The following is an 18,457-nucleotide window of genomic DNA, read 5'->3' as shown; positions in this document are numbered from 1 at the left end:
GCGGGCCGCGATCTCCATGTAGCTGTCGCGGCCGTCGCCGCGGCCGACCGGCTACCGATGAGTCGTGATCATCGATCCGGTCGGCCGGGATCAGTTCGAGTTCTCGTTCCGCCGCGCGGTCGAGCACCGAAGTTCGATCGGGAGTTCGTTCAGCGGTTTCGCTCGGGTGGGGCTCGAACTCGAGTCGACCTGCTCCGCTTCTCGGACAAAAACGCGGTCTGTCGGCGAGGAACAGCGCGGTACCGGGCCCGAAATCGACTCTCGAGGCCGATCGACCGCGACCCGGTTCGTGAGTGTCTCCCCGGTCGCCTCGACGAGTCGTCGTGCTCCCGTTCTCGTACCTCTGTAATTCTTCGGCTGTCGTGGAAACTTCCCCAATCGTCAATCAGTAATTAGCGTTCCAGTCGACCACAGCGGACGTCGAGTCGCTGTCCCACTGACGGCTTACTGCTGTGGCGTCGTGACTCTCTCCGGGTGGCGCTTCGTTCGGTTTGTCGGCAGCATCGACATGCATTGCCTGTTCCGTGCTCGAACGCCACTGGGAGTCTGCGATTCGACACCGAATGCCCGCTGCGAGGAACTCGGCAGCGGGCCACTGGTCTCGGCCGCCCCCGGTCTTCGTCGCAGCGCTCATCTATAGAGTGTGGTCTCGAGTCGATCAGGAGAGTTCGTTTACTCTTCTGGCGGAGACTCTCGCCGGCTTAAACTCAGTTCCAAGTAGTATTCAATCGCTTCAGTTCGAAGCCTCTCAGAACGTCACTGAGCGGTTTCAGTGGTGGGAATCCGTACACTATCTGCGACATCGTTTCTTCTCCATCGGTTTCAGCACGACAGGCTGTCCGTTTCGAACGGTCTACGTCGATGAGACGGCCCCTCGAATTCCGTTCTCCAGACAGAATTGCTGTCTGTACCCAGACTAATAAAGCACATAGCGCTATATCCATTCGACGGGGTGAGACTAGGTAAAAGCGACCGTTTCACGGTTGCCTCGAGACTGCACAAACTCACTGAGGATACGATAAGTGAGTAGCCAGTTCAGAATTCCCGGGTATATAGCCGAGAGAAGAGACGAGCTCACGAAGAAATCGTCTGACCGATTCGACATTTGTGCGAAATTTAACATTCTGCGGATGGACACGCTGCCGTCGTCAAGAGCACGGAAGACCGCATTTTCCCGTCCTCGAAGATTCCGATTCGTGTGACTGATGCGTTGCAATCGAAGAAGTGACAGGGTACTCGCAACATGCGTTGTGTCTCGGTGGCAGGAACGCGCATCTCAATGAGGTATTCTGACGGCTCTACGAGTGAGACCGAGAGTGACGTGTCGTCCGGGATTTCATACGTCTCGTGGTGAACCACGAGTTCTTCTCTGAAGTCGATAGTTCGGAGCACTACTTCGGATTCAGCGGCTTCGTTCCAAATTTCCACATCGTGTGGTCTAGAGGAATCGTCCACTCCCTCTCGACTCCCGATATCAATCTCCTCGTATGTGCTTTCCGGGTCGAATTCCTCTAAGCCACCCGTGTTAACCGGATAGTCTCCGGGCGAATCTGGTATATCCGAACTGTCGGGGTCGTGTTCAGCACCGGTATCTCCCGACGAAACGCTGTCTGCGAGACACCCAGCGAACGGAGTGGAGAAGGCGAAGCCGGCACCAGCGAGGATCGTGCGGCGGTTCATATCAAATGAGTTGGGCGAAATACGTAAATACCTTCTTTAGAGTCAAACGGCCATCTGAGCTAAGTCGTTTATACGCCCGGATTCGAGCGATTCAAGTGATTATTCTCGACGTACCCGACTTCACGGCGGAGGAGCGACTCCGTGCGGCGACTATCGACACTCGTCCGAAACGGATCATCGAAACGGGACGAGGGAGTCGGATTCGATGAAATCCGTTTTTCTGTCCCGTCGCTGGGATCGGAGCCAGTCTTTCCCCGTCGATGAGAGAGCGCAGTCCGTATCGGCGGTAGTTATTCCCCGCTACTGGTCGTCCGCCCCGGTATGGCTGATATGACCGTCGAGGAAGCGATGGAAAAGTACGGACCGTCCGAACTAACGCGCGACGATCTCCTGGAGCTCGAGGATCCACACTACGCCGCCGAGAACGTCGCGATCGTGACGGGGGCCGGCTCCGGTATCGGACAGGCCACTGCGCTGGCCTTCGCCGCGAACGAACTGACCGTCGTCGCGACGGACCGCGACGAGGAGGGGCTCGCCGAGACGCAGAGTCAGACCGAAGACCTGTCCCTGCCGGGCGAACTCGTCACGGTCGTCGCCGACCTGACGAACGACGACGATCTCGAGCGGATCGTCGACGAAGCGGCAGCGCAGGGCGACCTCCGGTATCTGGCCAACATCGCCGGGATTCAGACGGTCGCGCCGATCGAATCGTTCCCGCTCGAGAAGTACGACCTGATGCACGACGTCATGCAGCGCGCACCGATGGTGCTCGCGAAACACTGTCTGCCCCACTTCCGTGCCAACGAGGACGGGACGGGCGTCGTCGGGAACATGTGCTCGGTCCACGGCCACATCGTGACCCGGGACAAGGTGGCTTACAACACGACGAAGTTCGGGCTCCGGGGACTCACGCAGTCGATCGCGGCCGAGGGCGAGGGGAAGGTGCGGGCGTTCACCGTCAGCACCGCCTACGTCAAGACGGCGCTCGTCGCGAAACAGCTCCCGGACACGGCCGACAGGCGGGACATGACCGTCGACGAGGTTGTCGAGAACGTCATGTTAGAGCGCACTCGGGTCAAGGAGATGATGGAGCCCTACGAGGTCGCGAACCTGTTCGTGATGGGCTGTTCACAGCATAGCAAACACCTCAACGGCGGCGACATGACCCACGAGGGCGGGATGAGCCTGACCTACTGATTCCCGAGGGAACTCACGGATCCTCGGAGTAGTTCGTCGGCCGTGCGTCGGCGGCCCGATCGGCGAGGAAGGACCCCGCTCGCTCGCGGCCGGTCCGGAACAGCGCGTCGATGAGGTGGGGTGACCGGTCGAGTTTCGTCGACCACCGGAGTTCCTCGTCGAATCTGACCCGCCGGATGTCGGTGTGCGTGTATCGATCCGGCAGATAGCCCGCATCGATCCACTCGTTCACCTGTTCGATGAACTCGACCTCCTGCTCGAGTGCAGTGTTGCCGCTGAGTTCGTTTCGTCGGTCGGCGATTTCGGCCTGGGAGCGGGGGACTTTCGACCGGGTGGAGGGATTGATCTGGACGAGCCAGACCTCGTCGGGGTCCGGAATGTCGTCGGCCGTCGAGAAGTCCCGGACCGGTGGGTTCTTCGAGAAGAGCCCGTCCCAGTAGTGACCACCGTCGACGTCGATGGCGTCGAAGATGCCGGGCTCGGCGGCGCTGGCGAGGACGGCATCGGCGGACATCTCGTGGCCGCGAAACACGCGAAACTCACCGGTTAGCACGTCGATCGCGCTCACCAGTAACGCCGGGAGGACGGCGCCCTCGGTCCGTCGTCGCTCGCGGATCGTATCGCTCAGCGATCGAACGCGCTCGAAGTCGACGTGTCGCTCCAGCAGCGATCGAAGCTCCCGCTGTGCCATCATCCCGGCGGGAGTCTGTGTCGGACTGTACTGTGGTAATCCGACCCCCATCGTCCGGAGTTCGGTCATCGCGACCGCGAAATCGTTGACGAACCGCTCGGCGGGCGTCGTCGCTTTCAGATCGTTCCAGAACTCGCCGAGCAGTGCGCCGGGCGCGAGGTCGGGATGGACGTGTCCGTACCAGCCGAGCAGCGCACAGATCGCGCCGCCGGACGTCCCCGAGAACCCGACGAGATCGTACTCCGGGCGGGCGATCTCCGGGAGGAGCCGCTGGAGCGCCCCCGCAGTGAACGCCGTGTGACTTCCGCCGCCCTGGCAGGCGATCGCGACTTTCGTGTGCTCGTCGCTCATTCCGGTGGCCGTTTCGGAGTCGGGGTCATGTAACTACCCCTCTCGAGCGGCCGGCACTGGTCCCCGCCGCTCGGCGCTCACCCGCCGTCGCCGTCGCCGGGCTCCGCCGACGATTCGTCGTTCCTCGACTCGTCATTGCCCGAGTCGCGAAACCACCGCCCGACCGTCCGCTGGCGTTGGCGCGCCCGGAGACGGTCCTGTAACCGCTCCTCGATGACGGCCTGCATCTCGAGGCCCCGGTCCGCGTCCACGTCGTAGGCGGTCGCGGCGCGGCCGAGCAGCGAGGCGGAGCTGGCGGTGTCGGCGGTGACGCTGGCGAGTCGCCGTCGGCGCTGGAAGATCGTCGCCTGGTGGAGGACAGCCTGGACACGGTAGTAGGGGACGACCTTCGTCGTCCGCCGCCAGAACCCCGTTCGCGTGAGGAAGTACCGGTCGTCGATGCGGTAGCCCCGATTCCGCCACTTCAGGTGCGCCGCGATCGGGGCGAGGACGGCGAGGGCGGCGAGGACGTACCACTGCCGGACGATCCCCGTGTATCGCGCCAGCAGGTACGCGACGCCGACGACAGCGGTGACGACGAGCAGGTATCGGACCGCGTACCGCTCGCGAGCGCGCCGCGGCGGGGACTCGAGGTCGACGGGCCCGAACGGCTCGATCGCGCGGGCGAGTTCGGCGACCCGGCCGGCGTCGGCGAGCGGAATCGCGGACTCGGTCCCGCGAGAGTCGGACTGTCCGGGGGCGTAGCCGGCCGTCTCGACGCTCAAGGCAGCGTAGCCGAACCAGCGGAAGGGGATCGATTCCGTGATCGTCAGCGTCTGGACCTTCTCGAGGGGGATCGTCCCGCTGTAGCGCTGGAGGAGGCCACGTTCGTAGTAGAGTTCGTCGCCGACGCGGGTGAGCCGAAAGCCGTAGTAGCGGGTGAACGTGAGAACGGCACTGATGACCCAGGCCGCGAGCAGGAAGAGCAGGAGACCCCACGCGAGCGCGAACAGCCCCGTTTCCGGGCCCGGAAGTCCGCCGAGGCGGTCCGACGGAACCAACGCCATCGGATCGAGGCCGCTGGCGAACGAGAGCGCGATACCGCCCAGCAGACTCGCCCCCGGATCGATGGTGAAGACGCTCAGGATCGCGAGTTCGTGCGGCCGGATCTCGAACAGGAGCGTCTCGTCGTCGGCCGTCGCCGCGTCCGTTTCGGTCGCGTCTGTCCTCGTCTCGCTCGCGTCGGTCGCGTCGGTCTCGTCGGCGCTCGCACCGCTGCGGAGCTGTCGCCTGAGGCGGTGAGCCTCCGCCTCGGAGACGTACTCCAGACTGACTTCGGTCTGCCCCCCGCCTGCGGTCTCGATGTGGACGGCAGCGATCCCGAGAACGCGGCCGACGACGTTCTGTCTGATGTCGACGTTCTGGACGCGTCCGAGGGGGAGTTCGCGGTCCCTGCGCGCGACCACCCCCGAGGTAACGTCGAACGTGTCGTCAGTGAGTTCGTACCGGAACCGTTGGTAGTAGGCGAACTCGTAGACGATGCCGACGACGACGCCGACCGCGACGAGCCCGAACACGGACAGCAGGTCCGTCCCGTTCCCGCCGGGCGAGGCGACGATCCCCACGACGAAGAACAGAAAGCCGGTGTTGAGGCTCCGCGAGAGCGAGCGGACGGCGACCGACGCCGGATGGAGCGTCTTCATACGGCGTCCTCACCCGCGCTCTCGATCGCGAGTCGGCGAAGCGACTCCTGTAGTTCCTCGGCTCGAGCCGGCGTGAGTCCCGGGATCGCGACGTCGGAGCTCCGAGAGCCGGCCGTATAGACGACGACCGTCGCGAGCCCGGTCGTTCGCTCGAGCGGTGATCGTCGGGAGTCGACGTGCTGGACCCGAACGTAGGGGACGACGGTCTTGACGCGCGTGAAGACGCCGCGTTCGATGTAGAGGTCGTCGTCCCGGAGCTCGAACCGCCAGACGCCGTAGCGCCGCCAGGCCACGACGACGCGGAGGAGTGCGAGAACGACGGCGATGGCGACGGCGGCCGGCACGAGAGCGTCCGGCGCTGCCTCCCAGAAGTCCGTGCGGACGAGACCGAGCGCCGCACCGACGATGACCCCACCGAAAATCGCGGCTCGGACGAGCGCGAGAAACAGCCAGACGACGCGCACTCGCGGAGTGAGCCGTTCCATACGTACCGTGAGGGAACGACCGGATTAAAGGGTAGGAAAGCGGCGGCGGTTCTCACGACGTGAAAGGAGAGCGATCCGGCGAGGCGATCGACACGGAACGCGTCCGCGAACTGGGAATGGGCGACCGAATCTTCCCTGAAGACCAGTGAGGAGCGTACGCGCCCTCAGTGGTGAGATCGTCGATCACGCGGAGACGAAGCAGCGAGTTGCGATCGGCGATATCCGGTTCCGCGTGAGTGTGTTGCACTGTTGACAAACCACAGCTATTTGTTCACAGTTACCATACATCACTAATAATGGGCAACGATTACGTCACTCCCGATTTGTTCGCCCTCCGATCGGCGGCCGATGACGTTCCGGTCGACGACGTGATCCGCCTCTTCGGGAACGTACACGCTCGAAATGCGCTCGTCTATCTCCACGACCACCCGACGGTGGCGGTCGATGAACTCGCCGACGTACTCGCAGCCGCGGCTGCCAGTAGCGACGAGACGATCGCGACGCCGTCGGACCGCGACCGGATTCGGATCCGACTGTATCACGTGATCCTCCCGCAACTCGCCGAGTTGGAGTTCATTACTTTCGACAGCGAGACGAACACCGTGACCGAGACGTCGATCCCGGACGCGGTCACTACCGCGCTGGGGTTCGACGACTGACATGCACTCGCTTCGAGACGCCTTCGAGACCGTCGACCGACGACGGAAGACGCTCGAGATACGCACCGACGCGGAGCCGGTCGTCGCGGAGTTCCGACGACAGTTCGACACGCGGAACGTCGACGTGACCCACCGGCCACTGGGAGCGATCGACGGGACAGGGTTCGTGATCATCCGAGATAGCGACGGCGAGTTCCGGGGTGCACTGGGGATCGACCAGTTCGAGGCGGTCCTCTCGCCCGAGATCCATCCGCCGTGGGAGCTCGCCGAAACGGAACTCGACAGCGAGGACCTGTTCAGCTTCCTCGAGAACACGCTGTTTTCGTCGTACGACCGCCGGCAGATGGTGGCCACGTCTCGAGAGATCGAAGAACGGGCGTGGCGCGTCGGAAGGGGACGGTTGTACGCCGGTTTTTAGCGCCCCGCTGCGCTCCGGGCACAGACCGACGTGTACGAGCGGTTCGGTGAACGCGACTCGATCGCCGTGACAGTGTTCCTCGAGGGAAAGTACGACGGAGCGCTCACCGACGCCGTGACGGTCGTCACGGACGTCGGTGGTGAACTCGGCGCGTTCTGGTTCGTGATATTCGACGGCGGCGGAACCGGCCGACACCGCTGTGCAGTGGTCGCCGAAGAACGCGATCCGGGTCAGTACTACGGCTTCTGGACGTACGATCCGGTGATCGTCGGAGATCTGGTTGCCTCTCTCGAGACGACGGATGACGGACCCTGACCCAACTGTCACTTCGTATTTTCGGGTCCGGACTCGATAGCCGTTCCACTATCATCGTTCGAACACGGGGTACGAAGCAGAAACGCGACGCGAGAGTTACTGTGTCGCCGTTCGAACGTTCCCGACGCGATAGAGGTCTTCCTCGAGACCGTCTCCATCACAGTCCTCGTTCGGGCACTCGTAGTGCCACCCGTCCTGGGTCGCTGCGCCTTCTTGAAATTGCTCTCCACATACTTCGCAGAGGAGTTGTCCCTTTTTGCACGTGTCTCGGTGTAACTCGAGGGCGAGTTCGGTCTGGAACGACTGGTTGCAGTTACGACAGGTGTGCATATTTCGTCTGACGCGAGCATCCGCCAAAACTGCTTGGGTTCTTTTATTCCGCCTGATTCTGGACTGATTCGGCTGCTATACCCCGATTTGGCGGCGACGGTTCGGGAAAAAAGACGGCCCGAACGGGTGGTTTACTCGCCCTCGAGTATTCCGTTGGTTGGTAGATCGATACTCAATTATCCGTGTGAGCACACCGTTCGAGATACTGTCACGGGACTAGTAGTACAATCGTCGCTCGGCCGATTTCGCTCGGGTGGAATCTCCCCGACCGATTTGTGTGCGGCGAACCAACGGTCGAGTAATGAACTCGCTCGTTATCGGTGGGCGGCTGTTCGCGGGCGTGTTGCTCATTCTGGCGAACGCCTTCTTCGTCGCCATCGAGTTCGCGCTGACGCGCGCTCGACAGTTCACGGAGGAGGAGTTCGTCGACGGCAACCCCAAACTGGAGCGGGCCTGGGCGATGACCGACGACCTCGAACTCTATCTCACGACGTGTCAGGTGGGGATTACGGCCTCGAGCATCGCGGTCGGGATCGTCGCCGAACCCGCGCTGGCGGCCATCTTCGAGCCGCTGTTCGAGAACACCGTCCTGGCCACGATCGGAAGCGGCGCGATCCTCGCGTTTCTCATCATCAACCTCGTCCACCTGACCCACGGCGAGCAGACGCCGACGTATCTGGGCGTCGAGCGGTCGCGGATGGTCTGCCGGTACGGTGCCACGCCGCTGTACTGGTTTCACTGGCTCATCTCGCCGATCATCACGCTCGGCGACGGGGTCGCGAAACTGACGCTCAAGCTCTTCGGGATCGAGATGACCGGCGCGTGGCTCGAGACCGAAGAGGACGTCATCGAGTCCCGCGCCGATCTCCGGAACCGGCTCGGCTCGATTCTCGAGGAGGGCGACCTCTCCGACGAGCGCCGCGAGGAAGTGATGAACGCCTTTCAGATCGGTGAACAGTCCATCAGTGATCTGATGGTTCCTCTCGAGGAGATCGTCGCACTGTCGGCGACCGCCGACGCCGAGGAGAACTTCCGGAAGATGGAGGAACGGCCGCAGACGCGGTACCCGCTGGTCGGCGACGAGATGACCGACTTCCGCGGCATTCTCTATACGCCGATCCTCGTCAGACACCGCGAGGAGTTGGCCGACGGCACCGTCGACTTCGAGGAGCTGGCAGCACCGCCGATGACGCTCTCGCCCGACGCGGACGTCAGCGACGCAGTCGACCAGTTTCAGGCGGAGAATCAGGAGCTCGCGCTAGTCATCGAGGACGGATCGGTCGTCGGCCTCGTCACCGTGACTGACTTGCTCGAGGCGGTGATGGGTGACATCGAGGACCCGCTCGATCAGGCAGAGCTCGAGCCGATCGATCGCTGATCGCCCGCCATCGACCCCGGACGACGAAGCCGCGACCACGCGACTGCGAGGGATCGCTTTTTCTCCGTCGTCGTGGACACGCCAACCGTGTACGACGATAGCTTGGTGCCGACCGACGGGAGCGACTCGAGCGCAGCGGCGGTCGAGCAGGCCGTCGCGATAGCCGACGGGGACGCGGCGACGGTTCACTTCCTCCACGTTATCGACGTGGGCACGGAGATGTCCGCGGGCGCGTCCGGAGCATCGCGCCCCAACTGACCGAAACGCTCGCAGACGAGGCCGAATCGGCCCTCGACGACGCGACGGGTCGGGCCGAGCGGGCCGGAGTGACCCATGAGCGATCCACTCGCGAGGGCGACCCCCACGAAGTGATCGCGGAGTACAGCGCCGACGCGGTCGACCTCGTGGTCATGGGCGCCAGCGGACGCTCTGGGGTGAAAGGACGGCTCCTCGGAAGCACGACCGATCGGGTCGTGCGCACTGTTGATACTTCCGTGTTGATCGCACGGCCCTGAACGTGTACCGACTGCGTCTCGGAGCGCCATCGATGGAACCACTCACTGGAAGTCAGAGGTGAAATTCGCTGGATTAGCGTAGGAATCCTCGACTCACGATCTCTGATCGCAACAGTAACAGCGAGGAGTCGTATCAATCACCGCGCTAATCGCTCCCTGGCGTGGTCGCCTAGTAATTTGTCTCGATACTTACGGGTGTACCGAACCATTAAGCTGCGTGCAGGGGTAGGACTCCTTCCATGTCACAAGATGACATGCAACATGGGGGAGAGTGGTACCGGCGCAGGTTCATGAAGGCGACCGGAGCAGCCAGTGTACTGGGGTTGCAAGCGAGCATCGCCGGAGCACAGGAGAACGATCAGGGCGACGACAAGGTCATCACCACCGATGAGCAACCGCAACTACCGGACGCACAGCAGCGCATCGACATGGCTGAACGGGTCGGTCCGCGAGACTTCCACGAGGAAAACTACGAGCTAATCAACGTCCACCGCCGGAAAGAAGCGATTCAGACGCTGTTGCGCGATCCGGAGGTCAACCGCGTGGCGCAAAACTGGATCGCACACTTCATCAGCTACGAGGCGCTGACGAACCACCTCGACGCTGTCAGCATTCAGGGACCGACGGACTACACCGTCGACGGCAGTCTCGAGTCGGGGACGTTCAACGTCACGGCGGTCGACCGGCAGACGGTCTATGGCCTGATCGACCGGCGACGGAACGAAATCGTCGGGCTGCAGATCAGCGATCCCACCGACGTCGAGTGGACCGAGGAGTACACGGAGGAGGAAGTCCAGCGCGGCCGGCTCGTGCTCGAGCAGTCGGAGGTCCAGCAGTACGTGGAAGGGAAGGAGTTCTGGCCGATGTTCAAGGTGGCCGAGAGCATCACGAGCGGCCGCGGCCTCGCGCACTACGAGATGTCGACTATCGTCCTCTACGTGGTAGACGAGGACAGTGTCAGCGTCGTCTCCGGATTCCTCGACGTCCGGGAGGAGGGCAACCCGGAGTTCCTGAAGGCGTACATCATCGACGACTTCATCCGGTATCCGGTCCAGCAGATGGCGCGGGAGACCGCCACGAACGACGAGTCGGTCCTCGGACAGGTCCCGAACGTCCCCTTAGAGAAACGGCCGATGAAGACGGCCAACAACGGGTACCATCGGTTCGAAACCCTGCCCGAACAGCAGTTCCAGCAGGACGGCTGGACCATCAGGTGGGAACCGCCCGAGACCCAGGGCGTGACCTTCTGGGGCGAGTACAACGGCAAGCCCGTGTTCAGCACGATGAATGCGATGGCCACCCCGACGGCGTACGGGCTCCCGCCGCGCGAGGGCCGCAACACCCGAGAGTGGTACTTCCCGGACAACGAGCCGGTTATCAACGGCCATCACATCTTCTGGGACGTCCACAGCATTCCCTTCGGCGGTCCCGGCCAGTTGGCGAAGATAGACTACCCCGCACGCCGCGGGCATCCCTCGGGCTTCCAGTTCCGGACCCACTACCACACCGGGGCACAGGGCCGCGGGAGCATCGACTTCCACTCCGGGGCCCAGTTCGGGCCGTACAACTACAACATCTCCTACGAGTTCTTCGAGGACGGTCGCGTCGTTCCCATCTGGCGCCGCCACGGACCCGGCTACGTGGTCGAGGCGTTGCGCAATTACGGCGTCCCCGAGGACTGGGAGGGCGAGGAGACAGTGGTCCAGCAGTACCTCCACTTCACGGCCCTAGAGCCGACGCCCGGGACGACCGACGGCGGCGTCCAGACGGACGTCTTCGACGGAGAGGAGTGGATCACCCCCGAGAACGAGTTCTACCTCGTCGGCGAACCTGGCCAGAAGGTCCGGTTCTCCAACCCCGACGGGAGCGAGCAGATCGACGTACCGTTGAGCCGCGAGCTCGAGGTCGTTGTCGTCCGGCCCAACTCCGACGAAATCGGCCCCGCACAGGACCAGGTGACCCGGACGGATGACAGGGAGGTCGAGAGCGAGTTCTACCACCCCGCCCAGTACGTCGACGACGAGAGCATCCAGGACCAGCGGGTCATTTTCTGGCTCATCATGGAGGCCTCGATGGACGAGGTTCCCCACCCGGCGGGCGTCACCGGCTACGTCGCGCAGGCGGAGTTCCAACTCAACGGCTACGAGAACTGATCAGACTCCCCGACGCTTCATCTTTCTCAGCGCCGAAGCAGCTCATATCCGTCTCTGTTAGATGGAGGGTGGACCGTGGACCGATATCTGACATCGCTGTAGGAATCCGACTGCAGTAGTAACCGAATCAATAGCGATCAGTCCTCGAGTGGTTCCGTTCTACGCGTGACTCTCGGCACGAGGGCGAGCACGGCCGGAAGTCGCCCTTTTCACACCTCGGGCGATCGTCCCTCGAGAGCGCCGGTTACGTAACCGCTGGGTCTCTCGAGTTCGTTCCCTAGCGGTACGTACAGGCGAAGGAGTTACCGTTGCGGTCGAGTCAGAAAGAGCGCACCCGCGAGCGACCGACGGGAGCGAGCGGCCTTTTTAGCGTAGATTTTTGGCGGAGCGGTGAGCGAGTCACGCGAGCGAACCCGACGAGAAAAAGGTACTTCTGCATCTCGAGGCAACGAACTGCCAGTTCAGATGCAGAACCGTGACTGAATAGCGAACCCGTTCCGCTAACTACTGTTACGAGAGCCGTCGGTGGCTCAGTCGTCCTGTCCGAGAATGCCGCGCTCGGTCATCTTCCGGGGGTCGAGCACCTCGTCGGCCTCCTCCTCGTCCAAGTAGCCCTTCTCGAGGACGACCTCGCGGACGGTCTTGTCCTCCTTGAGCGCGGTCTTGGCGACCTCGCTCGCCTTGTCGTAGCCGATATGAACGTTCAGCGAGGTGGCCATCGCCATCGACTGCTCGACGCGTTCCTCGCAGTACTCCGCGTTGGCCTCGAGTTTGCGGACGAAGCGTTCGCCGAAGACCTGACTCGCGTTCGAGATGAGTTCGGCCGACTCGAGGAAGTTGTGGGCCAGCACGGGCTTGTAGAGGTTGAGATCGATCTGGCCCTCGGCCGCGCCGGCCGACACCGCGGCGTCGTTGCCGACGACCTGCTTGTGGACCTGGTTGACGGCCTCGGCGACGACCGGGTTGATCTTGCCCGGCATGATCGAGGAGCCGGGCTGGTTCTCGGGCTGTTCGATCTCACCGAGTCCGTTCCGCGGGCCCGAGGCGAGCAGGCGCAGGTCGTTGGCGATCTTGTTCAGCGAGCCCGCTACCGTGCGAAGCGCGCCATGGGCCTCGGACATCGCGTCGTGGGCGGCCTGGGCCTCGAAGTGGTTGTCGGCCTCGCGGAACTGGACGCCGGTCTCCTTCGTGATGTACTCCGCGGCGCGGCCGGGGAACTCCTCGTGGGTGTTCAGGCCGGTCCCCGTCGCGGTGCCGCCGAGCGCGAGTTCGCCGAGGTGGTCGCGAACCTGATCGACGCGAGCGAGTCCCTTCTCGACCTGCGTGCGGTAGCCGCTGAACTCCTGACCCAGCGTGACCGGGGTCGCGTCCTGCAGGTGCGTGCGGCCGGTCTTGACGACGTCGTCGAACTCCTCCTCTTTCTCCTCGAGCGCCTCGCGGAGGGTGTCGAGCGCCGGAATGACGTCCTTCTCGACGGCCTCGAGGGAGGCGACGTGCATCGCGGTCGGGATGACGTCGTTGCTCGACTGGCCGTAGTTGACGTGGTCGTTGGGGTGGACGACGCGGTCGCCGATCTCGCTGCCCATGAGCTCGGCGGCGCGGTTGGCGATGACCTCGTTGGCGTTCATGTTCGACGACGTTCCGGAGCCGGTCTGGAAGATGTCGACCGGGAACTGGTCGTCGTGTTCGCCGGCGATGACCTCGTCGGCGGCCTCGATGATCGCCTCGGCGACGTCGTCGTCGACCAGACCGAGATCGCGGTTGGCCTGTGCGGCGGCCTTCTTGACGACACCGAGCCCGCGGACGAACCGGCGGCTGAACGTGATCCCGGAGATGGGGAAGTTCTGGATCGCACGCTGAGTCTGTGCGCCCCAGTAGGCGTCCGATGGTACCTGCATCTCGCCGAGACTGTCGCGTTCGACTCTGTAGTCCTCACTCATGTGCGGAGGGTTGATGGGCAGGTGCGTAAAATCCACCGGTCTGATTTCGGGACCCAGGGAGCCACTACGAGACCGTTTTCGGCTCGTGTCTCGATTGCGTCTCACGGGGCTACGCGACCGATATTCAACAATTCAAGCATTTCACTCGGAACATAATTAATTTTGAAAACTATTAAGTGCACCCCAGCCAATCCATCGTGTGTGATTCACAGTGTCTGACGGTGATACTCTACCACGCAGAACGGTGCTCAAGGGTGCGGGGATGGCAGGAACGGCTGGAATCGTCGGCCTCGCGGGCTGTACGGGGGGCGGTGGCGACGCCACGCTCGAGGTCCTGCACGGATGGACCGGCGGCGACGGCGCCGAAGCCGCCGACGCGCTCTTTTCGGCGTTCGAGGACGAGCATTCGGACGTCGACTTCAATGAGAATCCGATCGGTGGCGGCGGAAACGAGAATCTCGATCAGACGGTCGCCAACCGACTTCAGGGCGGCGATCCGCCGAGTTCGTTCGCCGGCTGGCCGGGTGCGAACTTGGAGCAGTACGGGGACGCCGTCGGCGACATCGAGTCGGAGGTCTGGGACGAGGCCGGCCTGAAGGACGCCCACGTCGAGGAAGCGGTCGAACTCTGCCAGCACAACGACGGCTTCTCGGCGGTCCCGCTCGGCTCCCACCGCCTGAACGACCTCTTCTACAACGTCGGGGTCCTCGAGGACGCCGGCGTCGATCCGGAGTCGATCGACAGCGCTGACGCGTTGATCGATGCGCTGGACGCCGTGGAGTCGCAGACCGACGCGACGCCGTTCGCGTTCTCGCTCGCGCCGTGGTGCATCCTCCAGACGTGGGCCCAGACGATGCTCGGCGAGCACGGCTACGAGGCCTACATGAACTTCATCAACGGCGACGGCGACGAAGCCGCCGTCCGCGATACCTTCGAGAAACTCGAGGGGCTCCTCGGCTACATCAACTCCGACGCGGCTTCCGTCGACTTCACCGAGGTCAACCAAGACATCATGAGCGGCGACGCCGCGTTCATCCACCAGGGGAACTGGGCCGCCGGCGCGTACATCGCAGAGGAACTCGAATACGGCGGAGAATGGGACGCGATCCAGTACCCCGGAACGGAGGACTACTACACCCTCCACATCGACTCGTTCATCTACCCGAACGACAATCCGACGCCCGAGGATACCGCGACCTGGTTGCAGTTCGTCGGGTCCGAGACGGCGCAGGTCGCGTTCAACCAGTACAAGGGATCGATCCCGACGCTGACGGACGTGTCCACCGACGAGTTCAACGCTTACCTCACGGACACGATCGACGACTTCGACAACGCCTCGGAGAAGCCGCCGACGCTCGCACACGGCCTCGCCGTGGACACGAGCACGCAGTCCGACCTCGAGGACGTCCTTAACAACAACTTCGCGGACCCCTACGACGTCGACGGCGCGACGAGCGGCTTCATGGACGCCGTCTAACCCGTTCCAAGACTATGAAACGTTTTTTAGAACTACTGCGTAGCGTCCGGCGTAATCGAAGCGAGAGCCGGGAAAGCGAACGAGCGGGTTGCGAGCGACGCGTCAGGACGGACGGGGGGACCACCGAGAAGCGCTCGACGCTCCGTCGCTGGCTCGACAGCGACATCGTTCAATCGTCGCCGTTCTGGCTGCCGCCGTTCCTGTTGATGGGCTTTTTCGTCTACGCCGCGATCGGCTGGAACCTCCTGCTCTCGCTGACGGAGTACTCGGGATTCGGAGACCCGGACTACAGCAACCTCAGTCTGCAAAACTACTGGGCGATGCTGGACGATCCGGGGATGTGGGCGGCGACGCGGAACACGCTCGTCCTGCTCGTGGGATTCACGGTCGTGTGTCTGATCGTCGGCCTGCTGCTAGCACTCCTGCTCGATCGCGAGATCCGGTTCAGCAGGTCGTTTCGGACGATCTATCTGTTGCCGTTCGCCCTCTCGTTCATCGTCACGGCCCAGTTCTGGCGGTGGATGTACAACGTTCAAAACGGTATCGTCAACCAATTCATCGGGCTCTTCGGTCTCGGACCCTACAACTGGCTGGGGAGTCCCCGTCTCGTGTTGGGATCGGTGATCTTCGCGCTCGTCTGGCAGTTCAGCGGGTACACGATGATCATCTACCTCGCCGCGCTCCGGTCGATCCCGAACGACCAGTACGAGGCCGCACGAGTCGACGGAGCGAGCACGCTTCGGATGTATTGGCGCGTAATCGTTCCGCAGTTACGGCCGGCGACGGTTAGCGCATCTGTCGTGTTAGTGCTGTTCGCGCTGAAGGCCTTCGACTTCCTGTACGCGACCTTCGACGGCTACCGACCCCGCCGCGGGGCCGATATCCTGGCCACCAAGATGGTCCGCGAGTCGTTCGGCCGATCCGAGTGGGCGTACGGATCGTCGATCGCGCTCATGCTGTTCGCGCTGTCGCTGGCGGTCATCGCACCGTACCTGTACAATCAGTATAAGCGGGGGAACCTATGAGCGAACAATCAGTTACCACCGAGCAGGCGACGCCGACGGAACACGAGACCAGCGAGATTTCGATCGGCCAGATAGGGCTGTACGCGACGCTGATCGGTCTCATCGGGTTCTACCTGATCCCGATCGAGTCCGGACTGGTAACATCGATCAAAACGTCGACCGCACTCCAAGAGACCTTCCCGTTCCTTCCGCCGTTCTCTGCGAGCGGGATTACGTTCGAGAAGTGGCAGGTGGCGTTCGATTACCTCGCGCCCGGGATGGTCAACAGCATGCTGTTCACCATCCCGTCGACGATCCTGTGTGCGATCTTCGGCAGCATGGCCGCCTACGGGCTGACGCTCGTCAACTGGCGCGGTCAGATCGCCGTGCTTGCGCTGTTCATCGCGGGCATCTTCGTCCCGTATCAGGCGGTGATCGTCCCGCTCTTCCAGTTCTGGAGCCAGTACATGCAACTGGGCGCGCGGCTCTCGTTCCTGTGGGGCCTCCCGCTGCTCGAGCCACACTACGCGACGATCCTCGAACTGATCATCACGCACACGGCGTACGGGATCCCGATCGTGACGCTGCTGTTCCGGTCGCAGTACAAGACGATGTCCGACGAGATGATCGAGGCCGCGAGGCTCGACGGCGCGTCGGTCTGGCGGGTCTACCGACGGATCGTCCTGCCGCTGTCGATACCGATGTTCGCCGTCGTGTTCATCTTCCAGTTCACGCAGATCTGGAACGAGTTCCTGTTCTCGCTGACGATCATCGGGAGCGTCAACGATCCGGCCGCGTCCGCGACCCTCATCCTGTCCGGGCTCGGCCAGTCGCTCGAGGGAACGGACTACCCGCTCCGAATGGCGGGCGCGTTCATCACGGCACTGCCGACGCTGCTCGTCTACGTACTGTTCGCCGACAAGTTCGCGGAGGGGGTACAGACATGACCGACCGACGACTACTGGTACGAAACCGGAGGCTCTGACGATGGCAGAAACCCAACTCGACGACGTACGAAAAGTATTCACGGAAGACGACGGCAACGAGATCGTTGCCGTCAACGATGTATCGATCGACATCGAGGACGGGGAGTTCCTCGTTCTCGTCGGCCCCTCGGGCTGTGGCAAGTCGACGACGCTGCGGATGATCGCGGGCCTCGAGACGATCACGGACGGCGAGATCCGCCTCGACGACCGGGTGATCAACGACCTGCCGGCGAAAGAACGGAACATCGCGATGGTGTTCCAGTCCTACGCCCTGTACCCGCACATGACCGTTCGAGAGAACATGGCGTTCGGACTCGAGGAGTCCACCGACCTCTCGGACGACGAGATCGCCACGCGAGTCGAAGAGACCGCCGAGATGATGGGGATCGAGGTACTGCTGGACCGGAAACCCGAAGAGCTCTCGGGCGGCCAGCAACAGCGGGTCGCGCTCGGTCGAGCGATCGTTCGGGAGCCGGACGTCTTCCTGATGGACGAACCCCTCTCGAACCTCGACGCCAAGCTCCGCGCGCAGATGCGGACCGAGCTCCAGCAACTCCAGGAGCAACTCGCGACGACGACGGTCTACGTCACGCACGATCAGACGGAAGCGATGACGATGGGCGACCGGATCGCCATCCTCAACGACGGCGAACTGCAGCAGGTCGGCACGCCGCTCGAGTGCTATCACGAACCCGCGAACGCGTTCGTCGCGGACTTCGTCGGCGAACCGGCGATGAACTTCTTCGACGTGACGCGCCGCGACGCGGACGGCGACGGGGCCGTCCTCGTCGGCGAGAACCTCGAGTACACCGTCTCGGACGACATCTCGACGGCGATCGGGGATCGAAGCGAACTCGTCCTCGGCGTACGTCCGGAGGATATCGGTATCAAGCGCAGCGAGGGTGAGGCCCGGCGAGCGGACGGCCACACCGTCCCCGCGACGGTCAGCGTCGTCGAACCGACCGGCGACGAGAACATCGTCTACCTCGACTTCGGCGAGGACGAGAGCGAGACGGCCATCGTGACGATCGACGGGATGAGCCGGATCGAAGCCGGCGAACGCGTGGTCGCGCATATTCCCGAGGACGCGATCCACGTCTTCGATGCGGAAACCGACGAGGCACTCCACAACCGCCGCGTCGAGAGCACCGAGCCTCGAGCGCCGAACATCTGATCGGCGAGGACGGTCCGACGAT

The 18,457-nt window shown here is 63.2% G+C and carries 14 protein-coding genes and 2 pseudogenes; 10 read left to right on the top strand and 6 right to left on the bottom strand.

Annotation, left to right across the window (positions count from 1 at the left end; all coding sequences use genetic code 11):
- Positions 1–1,116: 1,116 nt before the first annotated feature.
- Positions 1,117–1,680 carry a hypothetical protein gene (locus LDH66_RS20465; protein WP_226482932.1) on the bottom strand — a complete coding sequence of 188 codons (564 nt, stop codon included), beginning with the start codon at positions 1,678–1,680 and terminating at the stop codon, positions 1,117–1,119.
- Between the two features lie 330 nt (positions 1,681–2,010).
- Here LDH66_RS20465 and LDH66_RS20460 point away from each other — a divergent pair, with 330 nt between their 5' ends.
- Positions 2,011–2,877: an SDR family NAD(P)-dependent oxidoreductase gene (locus LDH66_RS20460; protein WP_226483036.1), complete on the top strand. Its 867-nt coding sequence runs from the start codon at positions 2,011–2,013 to the stop codon at positions 2,875–2,877.
- Positions 2,878–2,890: 13 nt separating this feature from the next.
- Here LDH66_RS20460 and LDH66_RS20455 read toward each other — a convergent pair whose 3' ends face one another.
- The 3 genes from LDH66_RS20455 to LDH66_RS20445 all read right to left on the bottom strand — a co-directional run bounded on the left by LDH66_RS20455 (position 2,891) and on the right by LDH66_RS20445 (position 6,086).
- Positions 2,891–3,919 carry a patatin-like phospholipase family protein gene (locus LDH66_RS20455; protein ID WP_226482931.1) on the bottom strand — a complete coding sequence of 343 codons (1,029 nt, stop codon included), beginning with the start codon at positions 3,917–3,919 and terminating at the stop codon, positions 2,891–2,893.
- Between the two features lie 77 nt (positions 3,920–3,996).
- Positions 3,997–5,601: a PH domain-containing protein gene (locus LDH66_RS20450; RefSeq protein WP_226482930.1), complete on the bottom strand. Its 1,605-nt coding sequence runs from the start codon at positions 5,599–5,601 to the stop codon at positions 3,997–3,999.
- Positions 5,598–6,086: a PH domain-containing protein gene (locus LDH66_RS20445; protein ID WP_226482929.1), complete on the bottom strand. Its 489-nt coding sequence runs from the start codon at positions 6,084–6,086 to the stop codon at positions 5,598–5,600. The genes LDH66_RS20450 and LDH66_RS20445 overlap by 4 nt, the downstream gene beginning before the upstream one ends.
- A gap of 296 nt (positions 6,087–6,382) precedes the next feature.
- Between LDH66_RS20445 and LDH66_RS20440 the strand changes: the two genes are divergently transcribed.
- Positions 6,383–6,745 (top strand): DUF7344 domain-containing protein, encoded by a 363-nt coding sequence (locus tag LDH66_RS20440; RefSeq protein ID WP_226482928.1) that lies wholly within the window; start codon positions 6,383–6,385, stop codon positions 6,743–6,745.
- Position 6,746: 1 nt separating this feature from the next.
- Positions 6,747–7,478: pseudogene (locus tag LDH66_RS20435) on the top strand (DICT sensory domain-containing protein).
- 96 nt (positions 7,479–7,574) lie between these two features.
- On the opposite strand, the gene LDH66_RS20430 reads toward LDH66_RS20435, so the two are convergent.
- The gene (locus LDH66_RS20430) at positions 7,575–7,808 is read right to left on the bottom strand and encodes an HVO_2901 family zinc finger protein (RefSeq protein ID WP_226482927.1); all 234 of its coding nucleotides are present in this window, start codon (positions 7,806–7,808) and stop codon (positions 7,575–7,577) included.
- Between the two features lie 301 nt (positions 7,809–8,109).
- On the opposite strand from LDH66_RS20430, the gene LDH66_RS20425 reads away from it, so the two are divergent.
- The 3 genes and pseudogenes from LDH66_RS20425 (at position 8,110) to LDH66_RS20415 (ending at position 11,854) form a co-directional block, all read left to right on the top strand.
- Positions 8,110–9,186 (top strand): hemolysin family protein, encoded by a 1,077-nt coding sequence (locus LDH66_RS20425; protein ID WP_226482926.1) that lies wholly within the window; start codon positions 8,110–8,112, stop codon positions 9,184–9,186.
- Positions 9,187–9,273: 87 nt separating this feature from the next.
- Positions 9,274–9,701 (top strand): annotated as a pseudogene (locus LDH66_RS20420) (universal stress protein).
- A 239-nt stretch (positions 9,702–9,940) separates the two neighbouring features.
- A complete protein-coding gene (locus LDH66_RS20415) occupies positions 9,941–11,854 on the top strand; it encodes a hypothetical protein (protein ID WP_226482925.1) in 1,914 nt (637 codons plus the stop codon).
- Positions 11,855–12,384: 530 nt separating this feature from the next.
- Here the strand turns inward: LDH66_RS20415 and LDH66_RS20410 are convergent.
- The gene (locus LDH66_RS20410; protein WP_226482924.1) at positions 12,385–13,794 is read right to left on the bottom strand and encodes a class II fumarate hydratase; all 1,410 of its coding nucleotides are present in this window, start codon (positions 13,792–13,794) and stop codon (positions 12,385–12,387) included.
- A gap of 262 nt (positions 13,795–14,056) precedes the next feature.
- Here LDH66_RS20410 and LDH66_RS20405 point away from each other — a divergent pair, with 262 nt between their 5' ends.
- The 4 genes from LDH66_RS20405 to LDH66_RS20390 are packed head-to-tail and all read left to right on the top strand — an operon-like array spanning position 14,057 to position 18,435.
- On the top strand, positions 14,057–15,271 hold the full coding sequence (locus LDH66_RS20405) for an ABC transporter substrate-binding protein (RefSeq protein WP_226482923.1): 1,215 nt from the start codon (positions 14,057–14,059) through the stop codon (positions 15,269–15,271).
- Positions 15,272–15,285: 14 nt separating this feature from the next.
- Positions 15,286–16,296: a carbohydrate ABC transporter permease gene (locus LDH66_RS20400; protein ID WP_226482922.1), complete on the top strand. Its 1,011-nt coding sequence runs from the start codon at positions 15,286–15,288 to the stop codon at positions 16,294–16,296.
- The gene (locus tag LDH66_RS20395; RefSeq protein WP_226482921.1) at positions 16,293–17,222 is read left to right on the top strand and encodes a carbohydrate ABC transporter permease; all 930 of its coding nucleotides are present in this window, start codon (positions 16,293–16,295) and stop codon (positions 17,220–17,222) included. The genes LDH66_RS20400 and LDH66_RS20395 overlap by 4 nt, the downstream gene beginning before the upstream one ends.
- Positions 17,223–17,262: 40 nt before the next feature.
- Complete coding sequence (locus LDH66_RS20390; RefSeq protein ID WP_226482920.1) at positions 17,263–18,435, top strand: ABC transporter ATP-binding protein; 1,173 nt, start codon at positions 17,263–17,265, stop codon at positions 18,433–18,435.
- Positions 18,436–18,457 lie beyond the last annotated feature (22 nt).

Source organism: Natrinema amylolyticum (genome assembly GCF_020515625.1).
Lineage (GTDB): Archaea > Halobacteriota > Halobacteria > Halobacteriales > Natrialbaceae > Natrinema > Natrinema amylolyticum.
This window is presented reverse-complemented; position numbering and strand designations above follow the sequence as displayed.